Source organism: Halomonas sp. ISL-56 (assembly GCF_018612805.1).
In the GTDB taxonomy this organism is placed as follows: Bacteria; Pseudomonadota; Gammaproteobacteria; order Pseudomonadales; family Halomonadaceae; genus Vreelandella.
In genome coordinates, this window is record NZ_JAGGRO010000006.1 from 1 (window position 1) to 17,985 (window position 17,985).

At 55.8% G+C, this 17,985-nt stretch carries 17 protein-coding genes; 3 read left to right on the plus strand and 14 right to left on the minus strand.

The features are described from left to right. Positions 1-114: 114 nt before the first annotated feature. From J7J49_RS05130 to J7J49_RS05160, 7 genes are all read right to left on the minus strand, one after another. A complete protein-coding gene (locus J7J49_RS05130; RefSeq protein ID WP_251048159.1) occupies positions 115-609 on the minus strand; it encodes a copper chaperone PCu(A)C in 495 nt (164 codons plus the stop codon). A gap of 127 nt (positions 610-736) precedes the next feature. Further along, the gene (gene cysZ / locus J7J49_RS05135; RefSeq protein WP_215090770.1) at positions 737-1,453 is read right to left on the minus strand and encodes a sulfate transporter CysZ; all 717 of its coding nucleotides are present in this window, start codon (positions 1,451-1,453) and stop codon (positions 737-739) included. A gap of 79 nt (positions 1,454-1,532) precedes the next feature. Then, positions 1,533-2,258: a phosphate signaling complex protein PhoU gene (gene phoU, locus J7J49_RS05140; protein WP_064234015.1), complete on the minus strand. Its 726-nt coding sequence runs from the start codon at positions 2,256-2,258 to the stop codon at positions 1,533-1,535. Positions 2,259-2,289: 31 nt separating this feature from the next. Continuing rightward, positions 2,290-3,105, minus strand: coding sequence for a phosphate ABC transporter ATP-binding protein PstB (pstB, locus tag J7J49_RS05145; protein WP_064234014.1), 816 nt, complete (start codon positions 3,103-3,105; stop codon positions 2,290-2,292). Then, entirely contained in the window at positions 3,099-4,523 is a 1,425-nt protein-coding gene (gene pstA, locus J7J49_RS05150) for a phosphate ABC transporter permease PstA (RefSeq protein WP_064234013.1), read from the minus strand. Before pstA ends, pstB begins: the two co-directional genes overlap by 7 nt. Then, the gene (locus J7J49_RS05155; RefSeq protein ID WP_215090772.1) at positions 4,520-5,638 is read right to left on the minus strand and encodes an ABC transporter permease subunit; all 1,119 of its coding nucleotides are present in this window, start codon (positions 5,636-5,638) and stop codon (positions 4,520-4,522) included. Before J7J49_RS05155 ends, pstA begins: the two co-directional genes overlap by 4 nt. A 180-nt stretch (positions 5,639-5,818) precedes the next feature. Continuing rightward, on the minus strand, positions 5,819-6,667 hold the full coding sequence (locus tag J7J49_RS05160) for a PstS family phosphate ABC transporter substrate-binding protein (RefSeq protein WP_121499368.1): 849 nt from the start codon (positions 6,665-6,667) through the stop codon (positions 5,819-5,821). Positions 6,668-6,914: 247 nt separating this feature from the next. On the opposite strand from J7J49_RS05160, the gene J7J49_RS05165 reads away from it, so the two are divergent. Then, a complete protein-coding gene (locus J7J49_RS05165; protein ID WP_064234011.1) occupies positions 6,915-7,331 on the plus strand; it encodes an acyl-CoA thioesterase in 417 nt (138 codons plus the stop codon). 82 nt (positions 7,332-7,413) lie between these two features. On the opposite strand, the gene J7J49_RS05170 is transcribed toward J7J49_RS05165, so the two are convergent. From J7J49_RS05170 to hexR, 3 genes are all read right to left on the minus strand, one after another. Further along, entirely contained in the window at positions 7,414-8,508 is a 1,095-nt protein-coding gene (locus J7J49_RS05170; protein ID WP_064234010.1) for a TRAP transporter substrate-binding protein, read from the minus strand. 130 nt (positions 8,509-8,638) lie between these two features. After that, a complete protein-coding gene (gene uvrD / locus J7J49_RS05175) occupies positions 8,639-10,837 on the minus strand; it encodes a DNA helicase II (RefSeq protein WP_215090774.1) in 2,199 nt (732 codons plus the stop codon). Between the two features lie 200 nt (positions 10,838-11,037). After that, positions 11,038-11,892: a transcriptional regulator HexR gene (gene hexR, locus J7J49_RS05180; RefSeq protein ID WP_022521119.1), complete on the minus strand. Its 855-nt coding sequence runs from the start codon at positions 11,890-11,892 to the stop codon at positions 11,038-11,040. A 251-nt stretch (positions 11,893-12,143) separates the two neighbouring features. Here hexR and J7J49_RS05185 point away from each other — a divergent pair, with 251 nt between their 5' ends. Further along, entirely contained in the window at positions 12,144-12,359 is a 216-nt protein-coding gene (locus tag J7J49_RS05185) for a PA3496 family putative envelope integrity protein (RefSeq protein WP_022521120.1), read from the plus strand. Between the two features lie 111 nt (positions 12,360-12,470). Here J7J49_RS05185 and J7J49_RS05190 read toward each other — a convergent pair whose 3' ends face one another. Further along, entirely contained in the window at positions 12,471-13,814 is a 1,344-nt protein-coding gene (locus J7J49_RS05190; RefSeq protein ID WP_215090776.1) for a sodium-dependent transporter, read from the minus strand. 154 nt (positions 13,815-13,968) lie between these two features. After that, positions 13,969-14,823 carry a DUF72 domain-containing protein gene (locus J7J49_RS05195; protein WP_215090778.1) on the minus strand — a complete coding sequence of 285 codons (855 nt, stop codon included), beginning with the start codon at positions 14,821-14,823 and terminating at the stop codon, positions 13,969-13,971. A 203-nt stretch (positions 14,824-15,026) separates the two neighbouring features. Here J7J49_RS05195 and hglS point away from each other — a divergent pair, with 203 nt between their 5' ends. Further along, entirely contained in the window at positions 15,027-16,388 is a 1,362-nt protein-coding gene (hglS, locus tag J7J49_RS05200; protein ID WP_215090780.1) for a 2-oxoadipate dioxygenase/decarboxylase HglS, read from the plus strand. On the opposite strand, the gene J7J49_RS05205 is transcribed toward hglS, so the two are convergent. Both J7J49_RS05205 and J7J49_RS05210 read right to left on the minus strand, forming a co-directional pair. Beyond that, entirely contained in the window at positions 16,385-17,179 is a 795-nt protein-coding gene (locus J7J49_RS05205; protein WP_064234005.1) for an IclR family transcriptional regulator domain-containing protein, read from the minus strand. The two genes, hglS and J7J49_RS05205, sit on opposite strands and share 4 nt — an antisense overlap. 84 nt (positions 17,180-17,263) lie before the next feature. After that, positions 17,264-17,926 carry an HAD family hydrolase gene (locus J7J49_RS05210; protein ID WP_064234004.1) on the minus strand — a complete coding sequence of 221 codons (663 nt, stop codon included), beginning with the start codon at positions 17,924-17,926 and terminating at the stop codon, positions 17,264-17,266. Positions 17,927-17,985 lie beyond the last annotated feature (59 nt).

A 17,985-nucleotide genomic window follows, 5' to 3' on the forward strand; every position in this document is an offset into this window, starting at 1 on the left:
TTTCGCCATGAAAAACACCCCAATCGTTGGAGGAGTGTCCAACTTTTGGGGTGCAGTTCATTTGGCGGGGTTTTTTGCTATGTGTTATTTGCTATGTATTAAAAGCAACCGGCATCAGTGATGATGCCCATCAGCTGCTTCGCTACCTTCTTGGGCGCTTTGAATCCAGACTTCAATGTCCACATCACCCTGTTCCGCAAAGGTGAGGGTGAGCGGGAACCGCTCGCCCTCTTTTAGCGGCTCGGTTAATCCAAGCAACATTAAGTGAAAGCCGCCGCCAGGGCGCATGCTAATGGTTTCTCCAGCCTCGACATGAATTTCATCCACATGCCGCATCTGCATCATATCGCCGTCCATTTGCATATTGTGCAGCTCAACATTGTTGCTTGCAGGGCTGCTGGCGCCAATCAGGGTGACGGGGTCTGAAAAGGCGGTGATATCCACATAAGCGGCGCCGTTTTCAGCGCCCGGTGGGGTGGGGGTGGCGAAGGAGTGCGCAATGCGCAGAGCGTCTGTTCGCACGTCGTGGGCGAGTGCTCCAGACGCCATTGAAATAGACATGGCGGCCATCACGAGCACGCCACCCAGCCAAGCCATCGGTTTTAACATGCGTTTATTCCTTATTGTTTATTGAAGGGAGGGTAATTTAGCTAAAACGTAAAGGTAGCAAAGCGACTTAGCCTGGGTAATAAGCGCTTACTGCGACGTGATGCCACGTGCGTCATTATTTGCATCATTACATGCCGTCTCTATAGTGGTCATCCCAGAGCAGTACAGCACCCGCGACAGCGCCGGGAATCAGAAATAGATTGGCCAGCGGAATCCAGGTGATAAGCGTGACCAGCCCACCAAAACTGAGACTTTGCCACCAGCACTTGGCTAGCCGTTGCCGCATATCGGCAAACGTTACCTTGTTGTTATCCATGGGGTAATCCAAATAGGTGATGGCCATCACCCAGGCGGAAAACAGCGCCCACAGTAGCGGGGCAACTAAATTGACGCCTGGAATCCAGCTAATCACAAACAGGCCGGCGGCACGCGGCAGAATATAGGCGAGCTTAACAAACTCACGGCCCACCGCATCGATGGCTGTTTTGGCCAGACCTCGGTCATCAATGGGCTCACGGCCAGTGGCTTGGATTTCAACTTTCGCGGCTAAAAAGCCGTAAAAAGGCGCGGCAATTAGGCTGGTAATCAGCGTGAAGGTAAAAAACACCACCACTAACAGACTGATCACAAACAGGGGCCAGATAAGCCACGCTAGCCAATCAAGCCAGGCAGGAACCATGTTCATCCAATGAGCCAACCAGCCATCGAAGCGGCTGAGCACAAAGCTGAACATACTCACGTAGACAATCAGGTTGACTAAAATCGGCAGGAAAATATAGCGGCGCATACCCGGTCGATACACACAGCGTGTACCTCGGCTAAGCGCAGTGACAGCATCCAGCATTTGGGGGGAGCTCCTCGTGATTCAAACGTCCAGGCCGCTTGGCAGCCTGGACGTATTGCAGGAGGAAACCCGTATCAGGTCAAGACTTTTTTAGCACCTTCGGATCCAGGTCGTCGGTGTCGCTGTGGCGAATATCCAGGCCTTTGACGAGATAAACCACGTACTCGGCGAGGTTGTCGGCGTGGTCACCTACCCGTTCCAGCGCGCGCAGCACCCACATGATGCTGAGTACTGATGTAATCGAACGCGAGTCTTCCATCATAAAGGTCATTAACGAGCGCATCGCGCTGCTGTACTCGTCGTCAACTAGCTGGTCTTCGCGCACGACCTGCATAGCCAGATCGGTATCGAATCGGGCAAAGGCGGTGAGCGCATCGCGGAGCATTTTACGCACGTGCTCGCTAATGTGACGCACCTCTACCAAACCCCGAATGGTGCTGGTGTTTTCGCTCAGTAACAGTGCATTGCGGGCGATCTTGCTGGCTTCATCGCCAATGCGCTCAAGGTCAGAGGTGGCGCGGATAACGGCCAGCACCAGACGCAAATCAGACGCTGCAGGCTGGCGGCGCGCCAGTACCCGGGTGCATTCATCGTCGATTTGCAGCTGCAGGTCGTTGACCTGCCGGTCATTGTCACGCACCTGCTCGGCTAGGCGAGTGTCGCCTTCCAGTAGGGCAAAGACGGCGTCCTGCACTTGTTTTTCCACCAGACCACCCATGGCCATCAGGTGGGTTTTCAGCTCTTCCAGCTCCTGGTTGAACTGGCGAGAGATATGCTGGCTGTGAGAGTCGCTAGTAATATCCATGGAGCACTCCTGACGGTTCAGTCGCTAAGGCCTAGGTGATGCGGCCGGTGATGTAGTTTTCGGTGCGTTGCAAACGGGGGTTGGTGAAGACTTGATCGGTAGGCCCGTATTCCACCAGCTCACCTTGATGCAAAAAGGCGGTGTAATCCGATACGCGCGCCGCTTGTTGCATATTATGGGTGACCAGTACCAGCGTCAGCTCCGACTTAAGGTTACGGATCAACTCCTCAATTTTGAGGGTTGATATGGGGTCGAGTGCTGATGCAGGTTCATCCAGCAGCAGCACATCGGGCTGAACGGCTAAGGTGCGGGCGATGACCAGGCGCTGCTGCTGACCACCCGAAAGCTGCCAGGCGGAACGGTGCAGGCGATCTTTTACTTCATCCCATAGCGCGGCGGAGGTTAAAGCCCACTCAATAATGTCGTCCCTTTTGCGCTTAGGCAGGCGCTGCTGCAGCCGCAGGCCAAAGGCAACGTTTTCATAGATCGACATGGGGAAGGGATTGGGTGTTTGAAATACCATCCCGACACGCCGCCGTAGCTCGGTGACATTCATTTGAGGGTCATGAATATCCTGCCCTTCCAGGGTGATTTGACCGCTGTGGGTGACCGACTCATTGAGATCGTGCAGCCGGTTAATCGCCCTTAATAGCGTCGACTTACCGCATCCCGACGGACCAATGAAGGCGGTTACACGATGCCGCGGAACGCTGAGGGTTAAGTCGCGTAACGCCTCTTTCCCCGCGTAGGCGAGGCTAAAGTGATCGATACTCAGGCAGCTGTGCTCGGACGTAAAGTGCGCCACTGATGCCTGAGAGGTGTTGTCTGAATGTAATGACGCTAGCATTCGTTTCCCCGTTGACGGCTAAGATAATGACGCAGAAATATGGCAGTTAGGTTAAGCATCAGCACAATTAATACTAAAAGTAGCGCCGTGGCGTAAACCAGTGGAATGGCGGCCTGCACATCCTCGCCGTGAAAGGCGGTATCAAATAAATGATAGCCAAGGTGCATAAACTTGCGCTCTAAATGCAGGTAAGGAAACTCACCATCGATGGGCATCTGAGGCGCTAGTTTGGCGACTCCCACAAGCATCAACGGCGCCACTTCACCGGCCGCGCGGGCGACCGCCAAGATGACCCCTGTCAGCATCGCCGGGGCGGCCATGGGCAGCACGATGCGGGTGAGCATTTCTAAGCGCGTAGCGCCGAGCGCCACGGCACCTTCACGCTGAGCTTCGGGAATGCGCGCCAGGCCCTCCTCTGTGGCCACAATCACCACCGGTAGGGTCAGCAGCGCGAGGGTGAGTGACGCCCATAGCAGGCCGCCAGTGCCAAAGGTGGGCGAAGGCAGCGTATCGCTAAAGAACCACTCATCCAGCGAGCCGCCAATACCATATACAAACACCCCCAAGCCAAATACCCCATACACAATCGACGGCACGCCCGCCAGATTACGTACGCCGATGCGCACGAGGCGAGTTAGCCGTCCTTGATGGGCGATTTCATTAAGATAAATAGCTGCCAGCACCCCGAATGGGGTCACCATCACCGACATTAAAATCACCATCAGTACGGTGCCAAAAATAGCCGGCCATACGCCACCACCGGTATTGGCCGCCCGTGGGCCTTCGCTTAAAAATCGCCAAACACCCTCTCCCCAGGCACGGGCTTTCTGCCACCCGCTCATGGCATTGGGCGCTTGAGCGCTAACTACGCTAGCGAGTGGTTGGCGCAGGGTGTGGCCATCCACGCTGGTAAGCAGCAGTTGGCCCGCCTGGCGCTGGTTAGCGGGAAGCGCTAAGAGCGCCGTCAACTGCTGCCAAGCAGCCTCTCCCTCCCAGCGCTGGTCACCTTGCTCAATGGCTTCTAGCCGGCCAATAAAGTCGCCCCAGGGGCTGCGATCAATGCGTATCAGGTCGGCTGGCTGGGCGCGCTCGACAATTTGCTCGATGGTCACCCAGCGCCAGCGAGCGCCATCGATATCCTGGTTGCCGGTGAAGTAGAGGCGTTCATCCCCTGTTTGTTGGGGCAACGCGACCTCGCGTACGGCTTGGCCAGCAAAAGTTTCACCTGAGCTAAGGGTGACCTCTTCCAGCGAGGCGGGCCAAAAGTGCCCTAACCCGCGTACTAACAGTAGCGTGAGAAGCGCGCCCAGCATCAGCAGGGAAAGCGCTACGCTGGCGGCACATAGCCAGGGCCACAAGTCATTTATCTGGCTAAAACGAGGTCGGCGAGAGGCCGAGTTGGCCGAGACAGAGGTCATAGTGTGCCTCCTATCTGACGGTAGCGGCGGCGCAAGCGTTGGCGGACGACCTCGGCCAGGGTGTTAACCAAGAACGTAAATATAAACAGCACTAGCGCGGCCAAAATCAGCAGGTGGTAGGTCTGACCGCCGGGTGACGCTTCAGGTAGTTCGATGGCGATAGCCGCGGCCATGGAGCGCATTCCCTCAAAGGGGCTGGCGCTAAACAGGGCAGTATTGCCGCTGGCCATAAGCACTATCATGGTTTCGCCCACCGCCCGGCCCGCTCCAATCATTATCGCCGAGAAGATACCAGGGCCCGCTGCCACCAGTGCCACTTTCCATAACGCCTGCCAGCGGCTGGCACCCAGCGCCTGGGCGCCCTCTATTAGGGTCGGGGGCACATCTGCCAGCGCGTCTTCTGCCAGTGAGTAGATGCTGGGGATAACCGCAAACCCCATGGCAATGCCGACGATCAGCGCGTTCCGGGTGGCGTAATCCATGCCGTAGCGCTGGTCGAGCAATTGGCGTAGGTCACCGCCTAACCAATGCAGCTCTAACCATGGTGCAAGCCATAGCGCTATCGCCACCATGAAAGCGAGCCAGGGAATCAGCCAGAGGCCCGCCCAGGAGAGCGGTAAGCGGCGGCGCAGGCGTGTTTTGGCCAACTGCCAGAGTAAACCGGCCAGCGCAGCACTGAGCGGGAGCCAAATAATCAGCACTAACGCGCTGGCGAGATGACGTTCTACCCAAGGCGCCAAAATAAGCCCGGCAATAAAGCCCACCACCACACCGGGGATAGCCTCCATCATTTCGAGCGCGGGCTTGATGCGCGAACGCAGGCGCGCTGACATAAACAGTGCAGAGTAGATGGCTGCACCCAAGGCCACGGGAATGGCGAACAGCAGTGCAGCTAGCGCGGCTTTGAGGGTGCCCCAGGCCAGTGGCGAGAGCTTAGCCAGCGCCAAGGTATCGCCAATCGCTAGCAGCGGCAGGGTTTCCCACACCAAAAAAACGCCGATCGCCAGAATTGCCAGCAGCACGCCCACGCCACCCGCAGTAATTAAACCGGTAGCCACGCGATCCTGCAGCAGCCGTAACGGCTGGCGAGAAGAGTTTAGCCGAGGTAGGGTCATGTCGATATCATGGCAAAACCGAGGTGATCACAGAACGGATCAATAGGTATTGAACAAGTGTGCCGTGAAAAAACGAGTCGTGAAAAAAGAGCGACGTGAAAACACTCCATAGATTAACCCCTTACCCTAAAACAATTATGTGTCAGTTAGATGACAGTGGTTGACCACCTTTATTGAGCGTTAAGGGCGCTTTTGCTGCTCGCGAATAACCGTTTGAGTTAACGGAACAAAACCGGACGCACGAGCAATCTGTTGACCCTCCTCGGATAGAATCAGCCTTAAGAATGCCTGCTCGGGTGGCGGCAACGTCTCGCCCGGTGGCTGGTTTACGTAGAGATAAAGGTAGCGTGACAACGGGTAATCGCCGCTTTGTACAGACGCTTCATCGGGCGGTATGGCGGTGCCTTCATCGTTATAGAGGCTTAAGGCGTGCACGGCTGGGGTGAGGTGGTTAAACCCGGCGTAGCCCATCGCATTGGCGGATTCGCCCACTGCGGCGACCACCGCCGATGAGCCAGGGTGTTCGCTGATATCGTTGCGAAATTGACCACCGCATAATGCCCGCTCTTGAAATAGCCCGTGGGTACCTGAGGCAAGGTTACGCCCATGCAGCGCAATATGGCCAAATGACCAGTCACGGGTCGCCGGGAGTTGCTCCCAGCGCCTAATGGGTGCTTCACCACCGCAGGCGCGAGAGGTGGAGAAAATCGCATCGACCTGCTGGCGGGTTAGCGTGCGAAGCGGGTTGTGGCGGTGTACAACCACAATAAGTGCATCACGGGCGACCTTTAATTCCAGCGGCGGGTAGCCATAGCGCTCAATAAAATTATCGCGCTCGTCAGCCGTCATCGGGCGAGACATTGGGCCAAGCCGGGTGGTGCCTGCCACCAGCGCCGTGGGCGCACTGGCCGAGCCGCTGGCTTGAAATTGCAGCTTTACCTCTGGATAGCGAGTAGTCAGGGTTTCGCCCCAGCGCAGCATGAGCCCCGCCATGGTGTCGGAGCCCACCGCGCCCAAGGTGCCACTCATAGCGGCTGGTTGACTCCAGGCCAGGGGGGCCACCAGTACCAGAAGCGTTATTACCCAGCGCAACAAGAAGTGCTGTCGAGGTAAAGAAGAGCTACGATGCGTTGAAAGAGTATGCACAGGAGTATTCAAACAAGCGTCCTCTTATGGTTAACTGAATCCATTCACTGGTGTTGCGATGCAGCAACAGCCATTAACAACGTGACGCCCTGCAACGTTTACAACAATAAACTGACTAAGCGACGAACTCATGACTCTTTTGGAAACCGATTTGGACGACGCTCCCGCCCCGCAAGGGCAGCTTACTTTAAAATTACTGGCTTCCCGCCAAGATACCAATTTTTATGGTGATATACCCGGAGGTTGGCTGGTCAACCAGATGGATCAAGCGGCCGAGCTGGCAGCTGGGCGTGAAGCGGGTGGCCGCACGGCGACTGTGGCGATTGAGGCCATGGACTTTCTAAGCCCGGTGCGCGTGGGCTCAATGGTCAGCGTTTACACCCAGGTACAAGAGATTGGCCATAGCTCGATCAAAATTGACGTAGAGGTCTGGGTGCGTCCGCCCTATGGGCAGCGTATAGAAGAGCGTCAGAAAGTCACTGAAGCGCGCTTTGTGATGGTCGCATTGGACGATAATGGCCGCATACGCGCGGTGCATAGCGACTAGTTCCACCATCAAAACCCCGCCCTAAATAGCAAAAGGGCGCTTAGTGCGCCCTTTGGCCGTGCTTGTCGTTTAGCCTAACGCTTTAGCCCTCAACGTTATCGCGGTTCTTGAGGTAGGCGTACTCACCCACATCGCTGAACGGACGCAGCAGCTTCTGGAAAGCAGAATAAGACTCGTAAACACGGCGAGACTCTTCGTCGCTATCGACCTGACGCTGGATGGCTTCCAACGACGAGGTATAAAGCGCCGCCATTACATCCTCGGGGAAAGTACGCAGTTGAACGCCATGCTCATCGACCAGCGCTTCCAGCGCCTGGGCGTTGCGGAAGGCAAATTCGCTGATCATGGCCATGTTAGACGCGCGTGCGGCCTCGCGGATCACGTCCTGCAGATCCTCCGGCAGCGAATTCCAGGCATCCAGGTTGATCGTGCCTTCGAGTACCGCAGAGGGCTCGTTCCAAGCCGAGGTGTAGTAGTAGTCAGCTACCTGGTGCAAACCAAACGCCAAATCATTATACGGCCCAACCCAGTCAGCGGCATCCAGTGCACCGGTTTGCAATGAGGTAAAGATTTCCGAGCCCGGCATATTGACGGTACTCACGCCGATGCCGTTCATCGCCTCACCTGCCAAGCCAGGCAGACGCAGTTTCAGCCCCTGCATATCGTCTAGCGAGTTGATCTCTTTCTTGAACCAGCCTGCCATCTGCGTGCCGGTATTGCCCACGGCAAACGGCTTCAGGTTGTGATTGGCGTAGATCTCATCCCACAGCTCCTGGCCACCGCCATGGTACAACCAGGCGTTCATTTCGGTGGTGGTCATGCCGAACGGTACGGCGGTAAAGAACTGCGAAGCAGCCACTTTGCCGCGCCAGTAGTAAGAGGCGGAGTGACCCATTTCAGCGGTTCCGGCAGCCACGGCGTCGAACACTTCCAGGGCGGGTACCAGTTCACCCGCACCATGGACGCGGATCTGCATGCGGCCATTGGAAAGTTGCTCTACCCGGCGGGCGAAGTCATTCGCTCCGGTGCCCAGGGCGGGAAAGTTTTTTGGCCACGAGGTGACCATGTCCCAGGTATAGGTCTCTTGAGCGCGCGCGCTAGAGGTGGTTACAAAAGGGGCAGCAGCGACACCGGCGGCACCCAGGCCGACGGTTTTTAGGAAGTTACGGCGTTGCATGGCGAGCAAAACTCCGGAAATTATAGGATTTTTTTGTCAGCGCGCAAAAAAGCGCAGTGTCCGTCCGCCAGTATGCGCTAAGCGGGTTTTAATCGGCAAGCCATTGGCCTCAACACCAAGCGCTTGCGCCTTAGAGCGGCGTCAACTTGGCAAAGCCGAGGACTAACCATTTGACGCCTTCGCCTTCAAAGCTGACTTGTACTCGGGCGCGGGCGCCTTCGCCTTCCGCGTTAAGAATAATCCCTTCGCCAAATACCGGGTGTTCAACCCCCTGGCCGACGTGCAAGCTGGGTAGGTCGTCGCTGCCCTCGACGCTTTGCTGGGCAAAGGAGGTGCGCGACGCGGTGACCGGTCGGGAAATATGCCCCCGCAGGCGGACTTCTTCCATCAGGTGGGGCGGCAGCTCGCGGAGAAAGCGCGACGGTCGCGGGAACACCTCTTTGCCGTGTAAACGACGGGTTTCGGCGTGGGTCAGGTAGAGCTTCTGCATGGCGCGGGTGACGCCCACGTAGCAGAGCCGCCGCTCCTCTTCGAGCCTGCCCGGTTCTTCCAGCGACATTTTATGCGGAAACAGGCCCTCTTCGACACCGGCAATAAACACCACGGGGAACTCCAGGCCCTTCGCCGAGTGCAGCGTCATTAGCTGGACGCTATCCTCAAACTCTTCGGCTTCGTGGTCGCCAGCGTTAAGGGCCGCTTCGGAAAGAAACGCTTCCAGTGCCGCCATGCCTTCGCCCGCCTCAGGCGCTTCAAACACATCGCCATGGGTAAAGGCGCGGGCAGCGGTGACTAGCTCTTCCAGGTTTTCCACCCGTGCCTGGCCTTTCTCGCCGCGTTCGCTTTTGTGATGCTCAATCAAACCGGTATGCACGGTGACGTGATCGATAATCTCGTGCAGCGCCATGCCGGAAGCATCGTTATCGAGTTGCTCAATCAGATTGGCGAAGGTTTGAACCGCATTGGCGGCGCGCCCTTTCAAGGAGCCGTCGTTAATTGAATCGTGGAGCGCCTGCCACAGCTGAATGCCCTGCTCACGGGCGCGCAGACGGACAATCTCCACCGTGCGCGTACCGATGCCGCGGGTGGGCACGTTAATCACCCGCTCCAGCGAGGCGTCGTCATCGCGGTTGAGCATCAGGCGTAAATAGGCCAGGGCGTTTTTGATTTCCAGGCGCTCGTAAAAGCGGTGGCCACCGTAAATCCGGTAGGGCATGCCCTGGCGAATCAGCGTCTCTTCGAGCAGCCGCGACTGGGCGTTGGAGCGGTAAAGAATCGCGATATCGCGGCGGTTGAAGCCTTCGTCGACCTTCTCTTTAATGGTATCAACGATATAGCGGGCTTCTTCCAGGTCGTTAAACCCGGCGTAGATCGAGATCGGCTCGCCTTCGATGCCGTCAGTCCACAGGTTTTTACCCATCCGCTCGCTGTTATGGCTGATCAGCGTATTAGCAGCTTCCAGAATCGCGCTGGTGGAGCGGTAGTTCTGCTCAAGCCGAACGGTGTAGGTTTGCGGGAACTCCTGCTCAAAGCGGCTGATGTTCTCCACCTTGGCGCCGCGCCAGCCGTAGATCGACTGGTCGTCATCGCCCACCGCGGTCATCGGCGTCTTCATTCCGGTGAGCAGTTTTAGCCAGGCGTATTGCAGTGTATTGGTATCCTGAAACTCATCCACCAGTACGTGGCCAAAGCGCTCCTGGTAGTGCTTCAGAAGTGTCGGGTTATCGCGCAGTAGCTCGAGGCTTCGCAGCAGCAGCTCGCCGAAATCGACCAGACCTCCCCGCTCGCAGGTGAGCTGGTAGCGCTCGTAGAGCTCGACCATCTGGCCCATGTAGGCATCGCCGTCGACATTAACCTGGTGGGGGCGCAGCCCCTCTTCCTTACAACCGGAGATAAAGTGCTGCACTTGGCGCGGCGGGTAGCGCTCGTCGTCGATGGAGTAATCTTTCAGCAGCCGTTTGACCAGGCGTAGCTGATCGTCGGAGTCGATGATTTGAAAGTGTTGCGGCAGCTTGGCGTCCTGCCAGTGTGTGCGTAGCAGGCGGTGGGCGATAGAGTGGAAGGTGCCCACCCATACATGGCGCATTGAGAGGCTCAGCAGCGCCTCAAGGCGCGTGCGCATCTCTTTTGAGGCTTTATTGGTAAAGGTGACGGCGAGCAGCGCGTAGGGTGACAGCCCTTCCGCCTGCATCAGCCAGGCGATGCGATGCACCAGCACGCGGGTTTTACCGGAGCCAGCGCCTGCGAGCACCAACAGATTACCTTGGGGGGCGCTCACTGCTTCGCGCTGGGCGGAGTTGAGCTGATCGAGAATCGCCGTGACGTCGTCCATAGTAGCCGCTGCCGGATCAAAAAATAGGCGGCTAGTCTAGCACAGCCAGCAAACTGGCTGTGTATACAGGTGTGGCAATCTTCTCGCCTCTGTGCGAGGGCAGGTTTCCGCGAGGGCGCTGTGAACCCATCCGTGGGCGCTACTTTTGACATCCCTGTCAAAAGACCCTCGCTACAACCTGCCCTCGGTATAGGCAAAGACTAGGATTCTTCAGGAAAGCGCAGCGTGTTAAGGCTCTTTTTAACCGCTTTAAGCTGTTCGGCGAGTTTCGGGCCGCGGGTTTTGGCCACGCCGACGGCAAGCACGTCAATTAGCACCAAGTGTGCAATGCGTGAGCTAAGCGGGGTATAGATCTCGGTATCTTCATGGACATCGATATACAGCGGCAGGCTGACTTCTTCGGCCAGCGGCGAGCCGCTGGGGCACAGGCCAATCACCGTCGCGCCCGCTTCACGGGCCAAGCGCACGCTGGCAACCAGCGCTTTGGTGCGGCCGGTTTGGGAAATGGCCACAACGACATCGCCATCGTTCAACGTCACCGCCGACATATTCTGCATATGCGGATCGGCGTAGGCAGAGGTGGAAATTTGTAGGCGGAAAAACTTGTGCTGGGCATCAAAGGCCACAGCGCCGGAAGCCCCAAAGCCATAGAACTCAACCCGATTGGCCATCGCCAGGGCATTTACCGCACGGCCCAGGGCATCGTTATCCAGCCGGTCGCGAACCGAGAGCAGCGTGCCCACCGTCGAGTCGAAGATGCTGTGGGAAAACTCAGCGACCGAGTCGCTATCGTTCATGGAGAACTGCGCGAACTGACTGCCGCTGGCCAGCATTTGCGCTAGCTGTAGCTTGAAGTCCTGAAAGCCATTGCAACCCAGCGCACGGCAAAAGCGCACCACGGTAGGTTCGCTAACGGTGGCTTCGGTGGCCAGATCCACAATGCGCATGTGGATAACCTCTTCGGGGTTGCGCAGTACAAACCGCGCCACTTTTTGCTCGGAGCGTCGAAAGTGCTCCATGCGGCGTCTCATTTCATCGAACAGGGCGCGACTCACGTTCACAGCTCCTTGGCTTTCTAGCACACTTGGCTTCGTTGGCATTGGTCACAGTATGCCTGACTGGTGGCGCAAATGGGCATTGATAACGACGTTAGGTATAGCGTTTAAAGGCCGTTAGCCCCCTTTTTTAGGAATAGTCATCATTTTGTCAAGTAGGTTATAGTAATAATTGAAGTGCCGCACTGCATCATAACAGTCGTCACGGATGCAGGTGGACGAAGGCATATTCATCTGGAGGAACGTCGATTATGAGAAACGTCGAACGAATCACCTCGGTTAAAAGCGAATTGCTCGATATCTTTATGAGTATGGAAGTGGATGAGCACGCTCAGCGCCAGCGCAGCGCAGCCCAACGTAGCTTAAGGGCGCGGCGGGGTATTGAGCTGCATCGAGAGTTTCAGAAGTTATCGCGGGATATCGCCCCCTTACCCGATGAAGATCGGCAAGAGAGCGAGTTGCACTGAGACGGCACTGAGAACATTGCCATGTGGCAATGCCTGATATGAGATCTAGCCGTTTTAAAGCATGCTAATAGGCGCTCGGCTCTAGAATCCAAAGAGCCGAGCAGACCCGTATTAAAGAATACCGGCGAGGAACACCACGATAACGCCGATCGGTGCTATAAAGCGTGCCACAATGTTCCACACGATGAGCCCTGTTGCAGACAGCGCCAGTTCTTCCTCAACGCTCTTGCGATCCAGGCACCACGCGACAAATACGACGGCTCCCAGTCCGGTAAGCGGGAGTAGAATTTTCGCCGTGAAGGTATCCAGCAAGTCAAAGATATTCAGCCCGAAGAATACAACGTCAGACCACAGGTTGAACGACAGCAGCGCTGCAACACCCAATAGCCACACGCAAATACCGCTAACCAAGGTTGCTGGAATGCGCGACAGCGGAGTGCGCTCTTCAAGCATCGCGACGGTGGGTTCCAACAATGAGATCGCTGAGGTTAACGCGGCAAAAGTCAGCAGCAGGAAGAACATCAGTCCCAGGATGGCGCCGCCAGTTATATTGCCAAACGCGATAGGCAGGGTGACAAAGATCAGCCCCGGGCCTTCGCCGGCACTCAAGCCATTAGCAAAGACGATGGGGAAAATAGCCAAACCGGCAAGCAGCGCAATGGCGGTATCAATAATGATGACCGTGCGCGCTGTGCTCAGCAGATTGACGTCTTCGCCAAGGTACGAGCCGTAGGCCATCATGATGCCCATCCCGAGTGACAGCGTGAAGAACGCCTGGCCCATGGCCGCAAGCACCACGCCGCCATTCAGCGCGCCCCAGTCAGGGCTGAACATAAACGTTAAGGTTTCACCGAAGTGGCCGGTGGTCATTCCGTAACCCACCAAAATCAGCATCAAAATGACCAACGCAGGCATCAACGAGCGCGCGGCGCTCTCAAGTCCCTTGGTCACGCCGCGGGCAACGATGCCGATAACCAGTAGCATAAAGGCGCTGTGCCAGAGCAGCAGCGTGCCGGGGCTTGCAAGCATTCCGTTGAAGATCTCGCCAATACTTTCGGCATTTTGGCCGCTGAAGGTGCCAATGACCGAGCTCAGCGTATAGTTAAGCGACCAGCCGCCAATCACACTGTAGAAAGACAGGATCAGAAAGCCGGCGACTACGCCGCTGATACCGACCAGTGCCCACCCCTTAGACTTACCGCTTTGATGGGCGAGATCCTTCATGCTGTCGATGGGGTTTTTCTGGCCGCGTCGGCCAATCATCCACTCAGAAAGCAGAATGGGCACCCCGACCAATGCCACGCAGGCAAGATAGACCAGCACAAAAGCGGCACCACCGCTTTCACCAACCAAATAAGAGAACCGCCAAATATTCCCCAGGCCTACCGCTGAACCAGCGGCGGCCAGCACAAAGGCCATGCGCGATGACCATTGTGCGTGTGCAAGTTTTGCCATGACACACCTTCTTTTAATCAGTTGTAATGAGTTTTTCGGTGCGATACACCGTTTTTTCGGAAAAATGAGTCATTGCCAGCGTACTTTTCCGAAAGTAAACGCAATTTATCTGATCGAAAGCAAGCATGCCAGTTAGCTCACCTAAAAAAGCGGTCTAAAACAGCTGGCTTTGCTTTTCACCGGCGAAGGGGGCAAGTGGGGGTAATGGCGTCACTTCTCCTAGCGCGTTATAGAGGATGCGAGCCATGTGGGGAGACTCGCGGTTATCCGCAGTATGCACAAATAAGAAAGGGGTTTTCCCCTGATTTATCCACAGCTTTAGGCGGTCTTTCCAGGCGGTGAAGTAGCTGCTATTAATCGTTTTGTCAATATGGCCAATGAAACGAATGACAGGAACATTTGCCGTGGAAAGCACGTGTAGCGGGAGTTTCGGCTTTTCTTGCTGAGCGTGGGCCAAGCCCAAATGGTTATTTGCCGGAGTCGAGAAGAGCGGGCGCACGTCAAGCATCACGCGATTGGCTGAATAAGTTATCAACAGGCGGTTGAGGGCCGTTTCGGCGGCCCCTTTGTGGAAAAACTCAGGGTGGCGAACCTCGACCGCGCAAGGCAAATGGGCAGGCCAAGCTTTAAGCAGCGCTTCAAGTTGGGGAAGCTCTTGAGGGCCAAAATCCCGCGGCAACTGCACCATGGTTGGCCCTAAGCGATCATGAAGCGGTTCTAGCGCCGCTAAAAATGCCCAAGCGTCTTCCAAGCGCGTTAAACGCTGATCGTGGGTGATGCTGGCAGGTAATTTAAAACAGAAGCGAAAGTGGGGTGGTGCTTGGCGCGCCCAGGCAGCAATAGTTTCTGGCTTTGGCGTGCCGCTATAAAAGGTAGTATTGCCCTCAACGCTGGAAAACACCGCGGCGTAATCGGTTAACAGCTCAGTTTTAGCGTGGCGTGGATAAAGGTTGCCCAACCAGTCTTGATTGGCCCACATGGGCAAGCCTAGATAAAGAGGAAGCGTCATGAGTGCCAGCCTACGTCAACAAGATCAAGCGCTAATATAACAGGCTAAGAAGCTTGGCTGTTAAGCGCTGAGGGCGGCTTTTAAATGGCTTTTATTTGTAGCAAGGCGCGGAAAAAGTGAAATTGTTAATGCCTCGATAGCGCTACTATGTAGGTACCACCCTTATATGGGCCGCTATAGCCGTTTACAAACAGGATAGCCCGATGAGTTCAACTTACGTTAGCAGTGATGAAATTCGCGACCAGTTTTCCCGCGCGATGTCGGCAATGTATCAGCAAGAGGTACCCCAATACGGCACCTTGCTGTCGCTGGTTGAGGCGGTTAACCAAACGGTATTAGCCGCAAACCCCAGGCTAAATAGTGAATTGCAAACCAGCGATGAGCTGGCACGTATCAGCGTTGAACGCCACGGCGCTATTCGAGTGGGTAGCCCAAACGAATTAGCCATGCTGCGGCGCATGTTCGCCGTAATGGGTATGGAACCGGTAGGCTACTATGATCTAGCCGCGGCGGGCGTACCGGTTCACTCCACGGCGTTTCGGCCGGTGGAGGATAGTGCGCTTAAGCGTAATCCATTTCGTGTGTTTACCTCGTTACTACGCCTTGAGTTGATTGAAAAAGCGGAGCTCAGAGAGCAGGCGAGTGAAATTTTAAAGGCCCGCGATATCTTCACTGCCAACGTCAAAACACTGGTTGAGCGTTTTGAGCAACAGGGCGGCCTAAGTGCCGAGGATGCCGAGCAGTTTGTGCAGGAAGCGTTGGAAACGTTTCGCTGGCACGACAACGCCACGGTCGATTTGGCGACCTATGAGCGTTTGCACGCCGAACACCGCTTAATCGCTGATGTGGTCTGCTTCCGTGGCCCGCACATTAACCACCTAACGCCGAGAACGCTGGATATTGATGACGTGCAGCGGCGTATGCCCAGTGTGGGCATTGACCCTAAAGCGACTATTGAAGGCCCGCCGCGTCGCGATTGCCCGATACTGTTGCGCCAAACCAGTTTTAAAGCACTGGAAGAGACCATCGCATTCGCGGACGCTGTTGAGGGTAAGCACACCGCCCGCTTTGGCGAAATTGAACAGCGCGGTATTGCGTTAACCGCTAAAGGGCGTGAGCTTTATGATCGTCTGCTAGCCTCCGCCAAGGAAAATGCACCTATGGCAGTGGATAATGACGCTCATCAAGCGCATTTATCGGATGTGTTTAAAGCATTTCCCGATGATTACGCTACGCTGCGCCGTGAGAGGTTGGCTTTTTTCCACTACCAAGCAGTTCCGGGAGCCTCTGTGCAAGGGCCGGTTTCAGTTGAGCGGGTGGAGAGCTTGATCGAACAAGGCGCCCTCAGAGTTACCCCCATGATTTATGAAGATTTCTTGCCCGTAAGTGCGGCCGGTATTTTTCAATCCAACCTGGGTGGAAGCAGTCATGATAACTATGCCAGCAGCGCAAGCCAGCAGGCGTTTGAGCAGGCCCTGGGCAGAGCCGTCATCGATGAAATCGAGCTATATACCCAGCGCCAGCAAACATCGCTTGAACAGGCGCTGGTGAACCTGGCGGGTTAGCAGCTAATAGTGGTGCGAATTAGGCGGGCTTTTGACTGTAGGAGCGGCAAGTACTCTTTCAGTAGCGTATCTAAATCGATACGTGCAGCATTAGTGCTAATGTTGATAGCGCCCAATAGTTTGCCATTGGCATCAAAGGCCGGAACTGCCAGCGAGCGTAAGCCTGAATCCAGCTCTTGATCGGCGATGGCGTAACCTTGCTGGCGCGCCTTGTGAATACACTTTTTAAGCTCACTTTTGGTGGTAAACGTTTTATCGGTATAGCGCTCTAACGTCAGCCGCTCCAAGTAGGCTTCCAGTTCCGCTTCTGACAATTGAGCGAGCAGAACGCGTCCCATTGAAGTATGTGCTGCTGGCAAGCGAGTCCCTACGGATAGCGTAATGGCCATTAGTCTATGGCGCGCCGCTGAACGGGCTACATAGATAACCTCATCGCCATCCAGCACGCCTAAAGAGGATGACTCGCCACACTCGTTGGTGATCTCCTCCAGATACTGCTGAATAGCGCTGCGGTAATTATTGGCGGACAAAAACGAGTAGCCCAGTTGAAGCACCCGCGGCGCTAGCTCAAAGTAACGCTGCTGTTTGCGTACATAGCCTAACGCATGCAGGGTGAGCAGAAAGCGTCGGGCCTTGGCCCTGTTCATGCCCGTGCGCGCGGCCACTTCGCTAAGCGTCATGCGTGGGTGACTTTCATCAAAGGCTAAAATCACTTCCAGGCCGCTCGCCAGCGCTGTTACGAAGTCGCGGTCATCGGGGGTTAACATTTCATCCAGAAGCTGCTCTTCCATCGGTGTCCACTCATCGGAATAGGCGTAAATTTAAAAGACCAATATAGCATATTGTTCGAATAGCGAACATATATGCGCTGCTCGCTATAGAAGGTTGAGCGCTTGAACCAATGTGCATAGATCTTTAATCGTGACGACATCGTTTGGAAAAGGGGATTGAGCGGGATTCGCGGTGACACCAACAAAAAGCGTTCCGTTTGAGCGTGCGGCGCGATAGTCATTATACGAATCGCCAATCATAACGGTGGCTTTCGCTGCCAGCTGGTGTCGGGTGAGTAAGTTGCGTAAACCCGTGGCTTTATCCGGGGGCGCGCCCACAACTTCTTTAAAGTAAAGCGCCAATTGGCGCTGCGCCACAATAGCCTTGAGTTCCTGTTCGGGTGTGGCAGAGAGCAGATACTGCGGACGTTGGTTGTGCCAACCACTTAAAAATTCTAGCGCTCCAGGAATTGGCGGTGCGGCTAGTAAACGCTCTTCGACACTGGCTTTAAATTGCTGACAAAGCGCCTGGATACGGGCGTTACTGGCTGGCTTGCCCAGTATATGCTCTTCAATATGGCGAAACTTGACCTCTCTAGGCTGGCCACCGCGGCGGCTGAGGTAAGCCACAACGGCGCGATACTGGCTTTCAGGCGCCTGACGATATACGTCGGCAAACGCCTGGCGCTTTAGGGTTGCAGAGTCGAGAACAACGCCATCGAAGTCAAATACCAATGCGTATAAAGGGATCGTATCGTCATCACTCACGGAGCTGCTCCGCTGGCTAGGTTCCAAGCAAAAACGGCACTATACCTGGACGGTAAGTG

Excerpts from the sequence above, each read along its gene's own strand:
- J7J49_RS05155 (WP_215090772.1), bottom strand. The coding sequence starts at position 5,638 with ATGACCCTACCTCGGCTAAACTCTTCTCGCCAGCCGTTACGGCTGCTG.
- J7J49_RS05195 (WP_215090778.1), bottom strand. The coding sequence starts at position 14,823 with ATGACGCTTCCTCTTTATCTAGGCTTGCCCATGTGGGCCAATCAAGAC.
- phoU (WP_064234015.1), bottom strand. The coding sequence starts at position 2,258 with ATGGATATTACTAGCGACTCTCACAGCCAGCATATCTCTCGCCAGTTC.
- J7J49_RS05190 (WP_215090776.1), bottom strand. The coding sequence starts at position 13,814 with ATGGCAAAACTTGCACACGCACAATGGTCATCGCGCATGGCCTTTGTG.
- J7J49_RS05185 (WP_022521120.1), top strand. The coding sequence starts at position 12,144 with ATGAGAAACGTCGAACGAATCACCTCGGTTAAAAGCGAATTGCTCGAT.
- J7J49_RS05205 (WP_064234005.1), bottom strand. The coding sequence starts at position 17,179 with ATGGAAGAGCAGCTTCTGGATGAAATGTTAACCCCCGATGACCGCGAC.
- pstB (WP_064234014.1), bottom strand. The coding sequence starts at position 3,105 with ATGCTAGCGTCATTACATTCAGACAACACCTCTCAGGCATCAGTGGCG.
- J7J49_RS05160 (WP_121499368.1), bottom strand. The coding sequence starts at position 6,667 with ATGAGTGGCACCTTGGGCGCGGTGGGCTCCGACACCATGGCGGGGCTC.
- J7J49_RS05170 (WP_064234010.1), bottom strand. The coding sequence starts at position 8,508 with ATGCAACGCCGTAACTTCCTAAAAACCGTCGGCCTGGGTGCCGCCGGT.
- pstA (WP_064234013.1), bottom strand. The coding sequence starts at position 4,523 with ATGACCTCTGTCTCGGCCAACTCGGCCTCTCGCCGACCTCGTTTTAGC.
- cysZ (WP_215090770.1), bottom strand. The coding sequence starts at position 1,453 with ATGCTGGATGCTGTCACTGCGCTTAGCCGAGGTACACGCTGTGTGTAT.
- J7J49_RS05165 (WP_064234011.1), top strand. The coding sequence starts at position 6,915 with ATGACTCTTTTGGAAACCGATTTGGACGACGCTCCCGCCCCGCAAGGG.
- uvrD (WP_215090774.1), bottom strand. The coding sequence starts at position 10,837 with ATGGACGACGTCACGGCGATTCTCGATCAGCTCAACTCCGCCCAGCGC.
- J7J49_RS05130 (WP_251048159.1), bottom strand. The coding sequence starts at position 609 with ATGTTAAAACCGATGGCTTGGCTGGGTGGCGTGCTCGTGATGGCCGCC.
- hglS (WP_215090780.1), top strand. The coding sequence starts at position 15,027 with ATGAGTTCAACTTACGTTAGCAGTGATGAAATTCGCGACCAGTTTTCC.